8 protein-coding genes are annotated in these 12,324 nt (G+C 74.7%); 4 read left to right on the top strand and 4 right to left on the bottom strand.

Annotated elements, in window-relative coordinates:
* Window positions 1-25 precede the first annotated feature (25 nt).
* The 3 genes from B9L22_RS02560 (at window position 26) to B9L22_RS02570 (ending at window position 4,658) form a co-directional block, all read left to right on the top strand.
* On the top strand, window positions 26-3,625 hold the full coding sequence (locus B9L22_RS02560; RefSeq protein WP_086149090.1) for an Ig-like domain-containing protein: 3,600 nt from the start codon (window positions 26-28) through the stop codon (window positions 3,623-3,625).
* 227 nt (window positions 3,626-3,852) lie between these two features.
* Window positions 3,853-4,188 carry an STAS domain-containing protein gene (locus tag B9L22_RS02565; RefSeq protein WP_228485224.1) on the top strand — a complete coding sequence of 112 codons (336 nt, stop codon included), beginning with the start codon at window positions 3,853-3,855 and terminating at the stop codon, window positions 4,186-4,188.
* Complete coding sequence (locus B9L22_RS02570; RefSeq protein WP_086149091.1) at window positions 4,185-4,658, top strand: ATP-binding protein; 474 nt, start codon at window positions 4,185-4,187, stop codon at window positions 4,656-4,658. The genes B9L22_RS02565 and B9L22_RS02570 overlap by 4 nt, the downstream gene beginning before the upstream one ends.
* 68 nt (window positions 4,659-4,726) lie before the next feature.
* On the opposite strand, the gene B9L22_RS02575 is transcribed toward B9L22_RS02570, so the two are convergent.
* Window positions 4,727-7,012, bottom strand: a complete 2,286-nt coding sequence (locus B9L22_RS02575; RefSeq protein WP_233139621.1) for a SpoIIE family protein phosphatase — start codon at window positions 7,010-7,012, stop codon at window positions 4,727-4,729.
* Between the two features lie 249 nt (window positions 7,013-7,261).
* On the opposite strand from B9L22_RS02575, the gene B9L22_RS02580 reads away from it, so the two are divergent.
* The gene (locus B9L22_RS02580; protein ID WP_086149093.1) at window positions 7,262-8,059 is read left to right on the top strand and encodes an ABC transporter ATP-binding protein; all 798 of its coding nucleotides are present in this window, start codon (window positions 7,262-7,264) and stop codon (window positions 8,057-8,059) included.
* Between the two features lie 65 nt (window positions 8,060-8,124).
* Here B9L22_RS02580 and mgrA read toward each other — a convergent pair whose 3' ends face one another.
* The 3 genes from mgrA to B9L22_RS02595 form a co-directional block, all read right to left on the bottom strand.
* Window positions 8,125-9,174, bottom strand: a complete 1,050-nt coding sequence (mgrA, locus tag B9L22_RS02585; RefSeq protein WP_086149094.1) for an L-glyceraldehyde 3-phosphate reductase — start codon at window positions 9,172-9,174, stop codon at window positions 8,125-8,127.
* A 104-nt stretch (window positions 9,175-9,278) separates the two neighbouring features.
* Window positions 9,279-11,081 carry an alkyl sulfatase dimerization domain-containing protein gene (locus B9L22_RS02590; protein ID WP_086149095.1) on the bottom strand — a complete coding sequence of 601 codons (1,803 nt, stop codon included), beginning with the start codon at window positions 11,079-11,081 and terminating at the stop codon, window positions 9,279-9,281.
* Between the two features lie 145 nt (window positions 11,082-11,226).
* On the bottom strand, window positions 11,227-12,252 hold the full coding sequence (locus B9L22_RS02595) for a beta-ketoacyl-ACP synthase III (protein WP_031315156.1): 1,026 nt from the start codon (window positions 12,250-12,252) through the stop codon (window positions 11,227-11,229).
* Between the last annotated feature and the right edge of the window lie 72 nt (window positions 12,253-12,324).

Here is a 12,324-nt window from a genome sequence, read left to right on the forward strand (position 1 = left end):
GCGACGCGAAGGAGGTGGCTCAGGGATGAGCCCGACCGAGACCGACACGACCACGCGGGGTGGACCACCCGGTCCTCGCCGCACGGGCCCGGGCGGCCCGGCCGCCCGCCGGACGGGGGCCCGCGTCGTCGCGGGCCTCGGTGCCGGGGCGCTCGTCGCGGGCTGCGCGCTCGCGGCCCTGCCCGCGCAGGCCTCGCCCGCGGGCGCGGTCGCCGCGACCGGCACGACGGCGGCCCCCGCCGACGTCGCGGGCGTCACCGTGACGCCCGACCCGTCGTACGCGGGCGCGCCGTTCGAGGGCTGGGGCACGAGCCTCGTGTGGTTCGCCAACGCCACGGGCGGCTACCCGGACGAGATCCGCGACCGGCTCGCGGACATGGTGTTCGGCGACGAGGGCCTCAACCTCAACATCGCGCGCTACAACGTCGGCGGCGGGAACGCCCCCGACGTGCCGGACTACCTGCGCGCCGGCGGCGCCGTCGACGGCTGGTGGAAGGCGCCCGAGGGCACGACGCGCACCGACGTGGACTGGTGGGACCCCGAGAACCCGGACCACTGGGACGAGGACGCGGACGCGACGCAGCGCTGGTGGGTCGACCGGATCAAGGACGACGTCACGCACTGGGAGACGTTCAGCAACTCGCCGCCGTGGTTCATGACCGTGAGCGGGTACGTCTCGGGCGGGTTCAGCTCGACCGCGGACCAGCTCAAGACGGAGAGCATCGACGACTTCGCGGCCTACCTGGTCGGCGTGACCGAGCGCCTCGAGGACGCGCACGGCATCGAGGTCGACACGATCGACCCGTTCAACGAGCCCAACACCAACTACTGGGGCACGCAGCTCGGTGCCGACGGCAACCCCACCGGGGGCCGTCAGGAGGGCGCCCACATGAGCCCCGCGCTCCAGGCGAAGGTCGTCCCGGCGCTCGCCGCGGCGCTCGAGGGCTCCTCGACCGACGCCGTGATCTCGGCGATGGACGAGACCAACCCCGGCACGTTCGCGACCAACTGGAACGCGTACCCGCAGGCGGTCCGCGACCAGGTGTCGCAGCTCAACGTCCACACCTACGGCACGGGCCAGCGCACGACGGTCCGCGACATCGCCAAGGGCGAGGACAAGCCGCTGTGGATGAGCGAGGTCGGCGGGAACTGGAGCTCGACGGGCCAGGACTTCGAGACCATGGAGTCCGGCCTCGGCAGCGCGCAGCACATCGTCGACGACCTGCGCGAGCTCGAGCCGAGCGCGTGGGTGTTCTGGCAGCCGGTCGAGGACTACGCGAACATGGCCCCCGGCGGCGAGAGCGCGAACGGCATGAACTGGGGCGAGATCCAGATCCCGTTCGACTGCACGGCCGAGGACACGCTCGAGACGTGCCCGATCTACACGAACACGAAGTACTGGGCGACCCAGAACTTCACGCACTACATCGAGCCGGGCGACTCGCTGATCCGCTCGGACGACGCGAGCAGCACGGCCGCGGTGTCGGCCGACGGCACGTCCGCGACGGTCGTCCACGTCAACGCCACGAAGGGCGAGCGCGCCGTGACGCTCGACCTGTCGAAGTTCGGTGCGGTCGGGTCCGATGCGACCGTCACCCCCGTGGTCACGAGCACGGCCGGCTACCTCGTCGAGGGCGAGCCGGTGGCGGTCACGACGGGTGCGGACGGCCCCGGCGCGACGCTCGTCGTGCCGGCCGAGTCCGTGACGACGTTCGTCGTCGACGGCGTCTCCGGCGTCGCGGACGACGCCGCGCTCGTCCAGGACGGGCACGCCTACCGTCTCGACGGCGTGCAGGCGGACCGCTCGCTCGCGCCGTCGGCGTCGGGCACGGGCGTCGTGATCCGCACCGACGCGCCCGTCGCGGAGCAGGCGTGGGAGCTCACGGCGCTCGGCGCCCCCGAGGGCTCCGGCACGCACCGCACGCGCTACGCCGTGACGAACGCGGCCACGGGCCGCCAGCTCGCCGTCGCGGCCGACACGTCCGCCGTCCTCCAGGACGCGCCCGCCGACGTCGCGGACACCCCGCTCGCCGCGCAGTGGATCCTCTCGACGACCGGCGACGGCACCTTCACGCTCGTCAACGCGTCCTCGAAGACCCTCCTCGAGGTCGGCGGCCAGGCGACGGCGGACGGCTCGCCCGTGGGCACGTACCTCGCGAACTCCGGCGTGAACCAGCGCTGGCGCGTGGTCGACGAGACGGTCCTCGGCACCGAGCCCGTCCAGGCGTTCACGACGCCGGGCACCGCGCCCGAGCTCCCTGCGACCGTCACCCCGGTCTACCGCGACGGGGCGCGCGGCGCCCTCCCGGTGACGTGGGACGTGCCGGACGACGACGCGTGGGCCGAGCCCGGCACCGTCGAGGTGACGGGCACCGTGGCCACGCCGACCGGCGGCGAGGTCGCCGCGACGGCGACCGTCGTCGTCGACGAGCTCACGTCCACGCTCCCCGCGCGCGCCAAGGCGTACGCGGGCGGCACCCCGACCCTGCCCGCGACCGTCACGGCGGTCGCCGCGGGCGGCGCGGAGGTCCAGCGCCCGGTGGTCTGGGACGACGCCCCCGCGGGCGCGTACGACGCCGTCGGGGTCGTCGAGCTCGCCGGCACGGCCGACGCCGGGGCGGGCGACACGCTCCCGGCCACCGTCCGCGTCCAGGTGACCGAGGCGGCGTCCGCCAACGGCGCGCTCGCCGCGGGCACGACCGCGAGCGCGACGTTCACCGAGCCGGGCTACGCCGTCGGCGGCGTCGTGAACGGCAACCTCACCGACAAGGCGTGGTCGAACTGGGTGTCGGGCACCAAGCGGACGTCCGACACGCTCACCGTCACGCTCCCCGCCGATCGCGACGTCACGGGCGTCGTGACGCGGTTCTGGAAGGACGGGTCCAGCGCGAGCTGGGCGCAGTCCGTCCGGCTCCAGGCCCTCGTGGGCGGCACGTGGACCGACGTCGGCGCGCCCGTCACGGTGGACGCCTCGCCCGACGGCCCCGCGCCCGCGGTCGAGATCCCCGCGGACGTCCGGACCTCGTCCGTGCGCGTCGTCCTCACAGCACGGGCGAACACCCACCTGGTCGTCTCCGAGATCGAGGTGCTCGCCAAGGTGCCCGGTACGGGGACCGACGCCGCGGCGTCGGGCATCACCGTGGCCGGCGAGCCCCTCCCCGGGTTCGACCCAGCCGTCACGGCGTACGACGTGCCCGTCGCGGGCGGGGTGCCCGCCGTCGAGGCGGTGGCGCACGACCCCTGGGCGACGGTCGCGGTCGAGGCCGCCGACGCCGTCCCCGGCACGACGACGGTGCGCGTGACGGCCGAGGACGGCACGAAGCGGGCGTACGCCCTGCGCTGGACGGCCGACGCCGGTGCGGCGCCCGTGACGGTCACCGCCGAGACGCGGTGCCTGGCCGGCAAGGTGTACGTCGCGGTCCGCGCCACGAACGACGGCGACGCGCCCCTCGACGTGACCCTCACGACGCCGTACGGCACGCGCACGGTCGCCGCGGTGGCGCCGGGCGCGAGCGCCTACCAGTCGTTCGCGTCGCGCGCGGCGTCCGTCCCGGGCGGGACGGCCGTCGTGACGGTCGACGGGTTCGCGCCGCTCGAGGTCGCGTTCGACGCGCGCTCCTGCTGAGCCGTCCGGCCGCCCGGCGGGCCGGGTCGGCGTCCTCCGCGACGCCGTCCCGGCCCGCCGGGCGGCCCTCGTCGTGCCTCTCCCGCGCTGCCCTCCGCGGCGCGGGAGAGGCACGTCACCCGATGATCGCGGCCACGCCGCGACACTGCCTCGCGTGCGTCGGCGGAGCCGCGTACCGTATCCCGGGTGCCCGGTACAGTGCCGGGACCGAGGAGGAGCCCACCACCGTGACCCCCACCACGAGCGGAGACGTCCTGACGACGGCCGGCGGCACGCGCTGGACCATGCGCGGCGAGATCGACGCCGCGGTCCAGGCCCGGCGCGAGGACGAGCTGCTGCGGCTCGCGCAGTCGGCGGACGGGCGCATCCACATCGACCTCGGCGCGGTCACCTTCATGGACTCGGGCGGCCTGCGCCTGCTCTACCACGCCGCCACGGCCGGCTCGGGGGCACCCGTGCTGGAGCGCGTCCCGCGCCGCGTCCGCGACCTGCTCGAGCTCAGCGGTGTCGCCGAGCTGTTCGAGCTCACCGACGACGCCGGACCTGCCGAGGACGAGGCGTGACCTTCGCCCACGCGGCGGTGCCGCCCGGCTTCGTCGAGATCGGTGCCTGGCCGCTGCGCACGCTGGCGGACCTCGCCACCCTGCGGGAGGGCCTGCACCGCATGCTCACCGGCGCCCCGCTGCCCGCGGACCGCGCGCTCGAGGCCACGCCCGAGCGCGTCGTCCTCGTCGCGAGCGAGCTCGCGACGAACGCGCTGCGCCACGGCCTCCCCCCGACGCAGGTGCGCCTGCTCAGCGACGGGCGCGAGCTCGTCATCGACGTCGTGGACCACTCGCCGGACGTCCCCGTCATCGCGGGCCGGCGCTCGCCGGGCGCGGGCGGGTTCGGCCTCGTGCTCGCGCAGCGCGCCTCGACGGCCGTCGGCTGGTTCCGCGCCGGGACCGGCGAGAAGCACGTCTGGGCGCGCTTCGACGTCCCCGTCTTCCGCGGCGGTGCGGGCGTGCGCAGCGCGCTCCTCCCCGTCGGCTGACCCTCCGCCGCACCGCTCCCCCGCCGAGTCGCTCGACCCCCGCACGCAGGCGCCCCGGCGCGCGCGCCTCAGGCGTCGCGCCGCACCAGGAGCAGGGTCGCGTCGTCCGCGGAGCGCGGGTCGCGCGCGGCGGCCACGACGCCGTCGACGTCGACCGTCCCCGGCTCCGCCGCGAAGAACGCCGCGAGCCGCCGCAGGCCGTCGAGGATCGACTCCTCGCGCCGCTCCACGAGCCCGTCGCTGTACAGCACGAGCGCGCCGCCGGGCGGCACCTGGACGTGCTGCGCGGGCGGCACGCGGTCCACGAGGCCGAGCGGCGGCACGATCGCGCTCTCCGTCCAGCTCGTCGTCCCGTCGGGCGCGACGACGAGCAGCGGCGGGTGCCCCAGGGACACGTGCTCGACGACGCCGGTCACCGGGTCCAGCACCGCGACGGCGATCGTCGCGACCTCGCCGGGGAGCGTCCAGCGCGCGACCTCCCCCAGCAGCGTCACCGCCTCGACCGCGGAGCCCGTGCTCACGAGCGCGGCACGCAGCGTCGTGCCGAGCTGGCCCATCGTCGCCGCGGCCTGGAGCCCGTGGCCCGTCACGTCGCCCACGACGAGCGCGAGCCGCCCGGACGGCAGCACGAGCGCGTCGTACCAGTCACCGCCCACGAGACCCGTGCCGGCCGACTCGTAGCGCGACTGCAGCGTCCAGCCCGGGACGTCGGGCAGGAGCGCGGGCAGGAGGCTCCGCTGGAGCTCCTCCGTCGCCCGCACCGCCTTGCGGCCGCGCAGGTAGAGGGCCTCGACGAGGTGGCCGCGCAGCGACGTCGCGACGTCCGTCTGGTCCGACGTCCACGGCACGCTGTGCCCGCGCACGACCTCGCGCCACCGCTCGAACGACTTGCGCGGGCTGAGCCGCACCGAGTCGTCCTCGCCGCGGGCGATCTCCTTGTTGTACGGGTCGCCGCCCCAGTCCACGTGCCGCAGGACCTCGTCGCGCACCCACAGCACGACCTGACCCTCGGGCAGCACGATCCCGAGGACGCCCGCGACGTCGGGCACGAGCGCCGCGACGTCCGGCGCGTCCCGGTGCAGGGCGTCGGACATGACCAGGTCCTCGCCGTGGCCGAGGACCCACCCGACGAGCGCACGGCACCCGTCCTCGTCGGGCACGTTGCCGACCGCGATGAGGCCGCCCTCCGCGACGACGACCGCGCCGTCGGCCCGCACGAGGCGGCGCAGCCACCCCGAGCGCGTCAGGGCGATGCCGATGGGGACGCTCTCGTCGCGGCTGTCCGCGGCCAGGTGGGCGAGGACGCCCTCCGCGCGCCGCACCTCGGTCTCGCGCTCGTCCTCCGCCTGGGAGACGAGCCGGACGGAGAGCGCGGACCCGAGGAACTCCGCGGCGGTGCGGACCTCGAAGGGCGGCTCGTGCGGGCCGGAGTAGTGGTGGCACGCGACGAGACCCCACAGCCGGCCGTCGCGCAGGAGCGAGATCGACATCGACGCCCGCACGCCCATGTTGCGCAGGTACTCGAGGTGGATCGGCGAGACGCTGCGCAGCGTCGAGTACGTGAGGTCGAGCGGCGCGCCGGTGGTGGGGAGCAGCGTCGGGACGATCGGCTGGGGCGCGTAGTCCACGTCCGCGATGAGCCGGATCCAGTTCTTCTCGTACAGCGCGCGCGCCTGCGGCGGGATGTCCGACGCCGGGTAGTGCAGCCCCAGGAACGCGTTGAGGTCGTCCCGGCGCGCCTCGGCCACGACCTCGCCGTTGTAGGCCGCGTCGAAGCGGTAGATCATCACGCGGTCGAAGCCCGTGAGCTCGCGCACGTGGCGGGCCGCGTCGTCGTACAGCTCGTCGAGCGTCGCGGCGCGCTCGAGGTCGCGCAGCGCCTGCCGGACGGCGAGGTAGGTGTTGGGGAACGTCAGCGGGCGCGCGCCCGACGCGGTCTCGATCTCGACGACGAGCACCGGCTCGGACCCCGGGCCCTGCTCGGGCAGCGGGGGCCGGTGGAGCACGGCGTCGACGTCGAGCGGCCTGCCGTCCCAGCGGTCGAGGTGCAGGGTCACGGGGTTGCGCGTCGCGAGGTCGCTCCCGTCCGCCGCGTGCGCGAGCAGGTCGCGCGCGGGCTCCTCGCCGAGCACGTCGGCGAGCGGCCGGCCCGCGAGCTCCTCTGCGGGGACGCCGAGGTGCCGTTCCACGTTCGCCGACGCCTGGAGCAGCACGCCGTCCGCCTCGCGGACCACCAGCAGGACCCCGCGCGGCTGGATCATGCCGGGGACGTGAATGGGTTCGCGGGCGCAGTTGTCGAGGTCCACCGCCTCGCCGGGCGCGAGAAGCTCCGGCTCGTCGACCGTCCTGGTCACGATCCTCCGTCCGGGCATCGCGTCCGGGGACGGTTGCCGTACTACGGTCGGCGGACCACCTTGGCTCGAGGATCCGGAGACGCGTGCCTCAGGCTACCGCGCTTCGCCGCCCGTTCGTGCGCCGGGCCTCCGGGGAGGTCGGTGGGTGAGCCCCGTGAGCGACGCCACGGAACTCCGCGGTAGCGTCGTTCGTCGGACGAGCGGGAGCCCGGACCGCCCGCCCGGACCCCGACGACCAGAAGGTGACCCATGAGCACGACGACGACCCCCCTCCTGCGCGCCAGAGGCCTCGCGGCCGGCTACGGAGGCCCCGACGTCGTGCACGGCATCGACCTCGACGTGACGCCCGGCACCGCGCCGGTCGGGATCGTCGGGGAGTCGGGCGCCGGGAAGTCGACGATCGTGCGCGCGCTCGTCGGGCTCGTGCGCCCCACGGCGGGCCACGTCACCTACGCCGAGCGGACGGTCGGCAAGCTCTCCCGCCGGGACAAGAAGCAGTTCACGGCGGACGTGCGCCGCGTCTCCCAGGACGGCCTCGCCGGCATCGGCATCGACCCCCGCTGGACGGTGGACCGCACGCTGTCCGCGGCGCTCAAGGACGCGCGGCGCGCCGGCCGCCCGAGCGGACGCTCCGTCGAGGACCTGCTCGGCGACGTCGCGCTCGAGCCCCGCTACGCGCCGCGCACCGTGCAGTCGCTCTCGGGCGGCGAGAAGCAGCGGGTCGCGCTCGCCGTCGCGCTCGCGACGCGCCCCCGGGCGCTCCTCCTCGACGAGCCGCTCACCGCCGTCGACCCCGCGATGCGCGGCGACGTCGTGCGCCGCCTCGCCGACGCGACGACCGCGCTGGGCACCGCCGTGCTGCTGGTCTCGCACGACCTCGAGCTCGTCGAGCGGATGTGCCCCACCGTGCACGTGCTCGCCGACGGGACGTTCGTGGCGTCGGGGTCGCTGCGCGACGTGTTCGCGGGCACCGCCCCGGGCGCCGACCACCCGGCCGTCCGCGGTCTCGCCGAGGCCGCCCCGCTCGCCGTCCAGCGCTTCCGCTGACCCGCGAGGTAGAACCTCCCGACGCGAGGTAGAACGCCGCGGGCTCTACCTCGCGACCGGTGCTGCTACCTCGCGAGGACGGACTCGATGGTGGCCGACTCCTCGGGGGTGAGCGGGGGCGCCGAGAGGGCCGCGACGTTGTTCTCGAGCTGGCGGACGCTGCTCGCCCCGACGAGGGCGGAGGTGACGCGGTCGTCGCGCAGGACCCAGGAGAGGGCGAGCTGCGCGAGGGTCTGGCCGCGGGCGCCCGCGATCTCGTTGAGCGCCCGGGCGCGCTCCAGGTACGTCTCGTCGATGTTCTTCTCCGACAGGAACGGCGAGTCCGTGCGGGCCGCGCGCGACCCCTCGGGCGCCGACCCGGAGAGGTAGCGGTCCGTGAGCAGGCCCTGCTGGAGCGGCGAGAACACGATGGTGCCGACGCCGAGGTCGCCCACGACGTCGAGCAGCGACTCGGTCTGCACGCCGTCGTACGCGTCCTCGTGCGTCGGGTCCTCGACGTGGCGGTTGAGCATCGAGTAGCTCGGCTGGTGGATGAGCAGCGGGGTGCCGAGGTCGGCGAGGATCGCCGCGGCCTCGCGCGTGCGCGCCGGCGAGTAGTTGGAGACGCCCACGTACAGCGCCTTGCCCTGCTGGACGGCGTCGTGCAGCGCGCGCATGGACTCCTCGAGCGGCGTGCTCGGGTCCGGACGGTGGTGGTAGAAGACGTCGACGTAGTCGAGACCCATCCGGCGGAGCGACTGGTCGAGCGAGGAGAGCAGGTACTTGCGCGAGCCGCCGTCGCCGTAGGGGCCGGGCCACATGTCGTAGCCGGCCTTCGACGAGATGACGAGCTCGTCGCGGTACGCGCCGAGGTCCTGCGCGAGGTGCCGGCCGAAGTTCTCCTCCGCCGAGCCGTACGGCGGGCCGTAGTTGTTCGCCAGGTCGAAGTGCGTGATCCCGAGGTCGAACGCGCGGCGCAGCACCGCGCGCTGCGTCTCGAACGGGTTCACGTCACCGAAGTTGTGCCACAGACCGAGCGAGATCGCGGGCAGGTCGAGGCCGCTGCGCCCCGTCCGCCGGTAGGTCATGGTGTCGTAGCGGTCGTCGGCGGCGAGGTAGCGCGGGGCGAGAGGCATGGGCCCATTCTGGCGCGCGCCGGCCGCGACGCCCAGCCCGGCCGCGCCGGACCGCCGGGCGCCCGGCCGCGCCGGGCGGCCGGGCGGCCGGGCGGAGCCGACGGTCAGCGCGCGAGCAGCGTCACCGGCGTCGTGGGCACGGGGTCGAAGCAGGAGAGGAAGCGCCGCACGACGTCGGCGTCCGTGACGGTGGTCGCCCGGGCCAGGACCTCGTCGGCGTCCGCGAGGTCCTTGCTGAGGCCACGCACCGCGGCGGCGTCGATCGTGAGGGTCGCGTCCACGTCGTCGGGCACCTCGCCGTGGACGACGGCGACCCCGCGGCGGACCTGGAGCGCCACGGATCCCCCGGTGTCGGGGAAGACCCACGCCACCGTGAGGTCGACGTCCGCCGCGACGTCCGGGTCGAGGCGCACACGCAGGCCCGCGACGACCTTCTCGGCCGGGATGGCGTTGAGGACGTCGGGCGGCTGGAACTCGTAGGTCTGCGAGTAGTCGACCGCGTCGTCGAGCTCGTTCGCCCCGCCGATGGCCATCGTCCGCCAGTACATGTTCTTCTGGAGGTAGCCCCACCGCCGCAGGGCCTCGGCCTTGGCGTGCCGGGCCGTCGTGTCGGCGGGGTCGGACCGGACGAGGTGCGTGAGCAGCTCGGCGGCCCAGCCGTAGTCCTCGGCCTCGTGCGCGACGCGAGCCTTGTCGAGGACGGCGTCGCGACCGCCGAGCGCCTCGACGTAGCGGCGGGCGCGGTCGGCGTGCAGGGGCGCCGCGAGCTCGGTCGCGTCGCCGGAGAACCAGCCGAGGGTGCCGTCGTAGATCGCGCGGACGCAGTGCTCGGGGCTGCCGTAGTAGGGCTGGAGCCAGGGGTCGTCGCGCAGGTGGTCGGGCAGCCGCTTCGCCACGAGCTCCACGAGCTCGGGACCGGTCGCGCCCTTGTTGATGTGGCGGATCGACTGGTCGTGCAGGAACTGGATCGCGTCCCGGTAGTTGGTGATCCGCTCGACGATGAACGCGTTGCCGACCCAGGGGCGCATGTGCGACCCGGAGTACGTCTCGGCCTGCCGTGCGTAGGAGAGCAGCGTGTCCACGCCTTCGCGCCACGCCTCGACGTCGCGGTAGGCCGTGCCGCGCAGGGTGTACAGGTTCGGGAAGGTCTCGCCCTGGATCGTCTCGGAACCGTGCACGTGCCGGTGCTCGGGGAGCCAGAGGTCGATCTCGTCCTGCGCGTCGCCGTACGCGTGGAACGCGACGATCCGGATCCCGGCGATCTCGAGCTCCTCGACGTCGCCGACCGTCCGGGTCGGCAGGTGAGTGCTCTTCGGCCCCGGCGCGGCCACGGGGCCGAGGGCGCCCTGGACGACGCCGGTCGGCCCGAACCCCGCGAACGTCACGAGGCTCGTGCGCGCGGTGAGGATCGGTCCGACGATGCCGGCGTCGTTGACGAGCCACTGCTCGAACGTCTCGTGCGCGACGATCTCGACGGCGCCGGACTCCACGTCCTCGGCCGTCACGCCGAGACCACCGAGCGCGTAGCAGTGGTCGGGGTGGCGGTGCGTGAAGATCACGGCCTTGACCGGCAGGTCGGAGAAGCGGCGGAAGTCGGCGAGCAGCTCGGCGGAGGCCACGTCCGACTCGCCGGGGTCGACGATCACGACGCCGTCCTCGCCCACGATCATCGTGGTCGAGCACAGCTGGTACCCGTGCGCCACGTACACCCGGCCCTCGACCGGCTCGTAGATCCGCCGCGGCATCTGGCGCGCCCACGCCGTCTGCTCCGGGTGCACCGTGTCGGCGGGCTCGGTCACCGAGATGCTCGGCCCCGCCTCGTGGGCCACGGGGGCGAGATGGTCCTTGAACGAGTCGAAGTAGCCTTCCCAGTCCTCCACCGTGCGCAGCGTGTCCACAACAGCCATGCTCACCCCTCCGTCGGTCGGCCCGGTGCGGCCACGACCAGGCTCCTCCCTGCCGCGCGGAGCGCAACCGGAGCGGACGAGCGCAGGGGCGAGAGGGGGATTCGGGTCGTGCCGCCGCTGCGGCGAGGTGGGGACGCGGGGGACGTCAGCGGGTCGGGGTCTCCACGACCTGGCCCGCCCACGCGAAGCCGCCGCCGAACCCGAAGAGCAGCGCGGGGACGCCCGCGGGAATCTTGCCCGCGTGCCACCACTTGGAGAGCCCGAGCGGGATGGACGCCGCGGACGTGTTGCCGGACTCGACGATGTCCGTGACGACGACCTTCGACTCCATCCCGAGCGCCTTCGCGAGCGGCTCGATGATGCGCAGGTTGGCCTGGTGCGCGACGAGCACCTCGATGTCGTCGAGCGAGACGCCGGAGCGCTCCACGACGGTGCGCGCGCGCTCGGCGGCGCGCGTGATGGCCCACTTGAAGACGGCGCGGCCGTCCTGGGCGAACTTCTCCTGCGGCGCCTCGATGAGCACGGCCGGGGTGAGGTCGGGCTCGGAGCCCCAGGTCACCGGGCCGACGCCGGGCTCGTCCGTCGCGCGCAGCACGGCCGCGCCCGCGCCGTCCGCGGTGAGGATGCAGGTGCTGCGGTCGGTCCAGTCGGTGAACGCGGTGAGCTTCTCTGCGCCGATCACGACGGCCGTGCGCGCCGAGCCGCCGCGGATCGCCTGGTCGGCGAGGCCGACGGAGTGGGCGAAGCCGGAGCACGCGACGTTCACGTCGAGCACCGCGGGCCCGACGACGCCCCGCAGGTCGAGCTCGGACGCCTCCTCGGGCGTCGACTGCCCGGGCATGACGCCGGTGCGCAGGTGGTACGCGACGCGGCCCGCCGTGTTGGGCGAGCGGTCCGTCGCGGTCGCCGTGGCGACGATGACGAGGTCGACCTCGGCCGGGTCGACGCCCGCGTCGTCGAGCGCGTGGCGGGCCGCCGCGGTCGCCATGTCGGCGACGGTCGTGTCGTCGTCCGCGACGTGCCGCGTGACGATGCCCGTCCGCGAGCGGATCCACTCGTCGTTGGTCTCGACGAGCTGCGCGATGTCGTCGTTCGTCAGCGTCTTCTCGGGCTGGAAGTGACCGAGGCCGACGATGCGCGACCCGGCCGCGCCGGTGGCGGGAGTGAGCATGAGGACGATCATGTCACGCGGCCGCTCGTCGTCAGAACGCTTCGGGCGGGGCTCCGGGAGGTCGTGCGCCAC

The organism is Cellulosimicrobium sp. KWT-B, assembly GCF_002127155.1.
In the GTDB taxonomy this organism is placed as follows: domain Bacteria; phylum Actinomycetota; class Actinomycetes; order Actinomycetales; family Cellulomonadaceae; genus Cellulosimicrobium; species Cellulosimicrobium funkei.

What these genes read in the sequence shown, in the direction of transcription:
- B9L22_RS02560 (WP_086149090.1), top strand. Translation starts at nt 26, where the DNA reads ATGAGCCCGACCGAGACCGACACGACCACGCGGGGTGGACCACCCGGT.
- B9L22_RS02580 (WP_086149093.1), top strand. Translation starts at nt 7,262, where the DNA reads ATGAGCACGACGACGACCCCCCTCCTGCGCGCCAGAGGCCTCGCGGCC.
- mgrA (WP_086149094.1), bottom strand. Translation starts at nt 9,174, where the DNA reads ATGCCTCTCGCCCCGCGCTACCTCGCCGCCGACGACCGCTACGACACC.
- B9L22_RS02590 (WP_086149095.1), bottom strand. Translation starts at nt 11,081, where the DNA reads ATGGCTGTTGTGGACACGCTGCGCACGGTGGAGGACTGGGAAGGCTAC.
- B9L22_RS02595 (WP_031315156.1), bottom strand. Translation starts at nt 12,252, where the DNA reads ATGCTCACTCCCGCCACCGGCGCGGCCGGGTCGCGCATCGTCGGCCTC.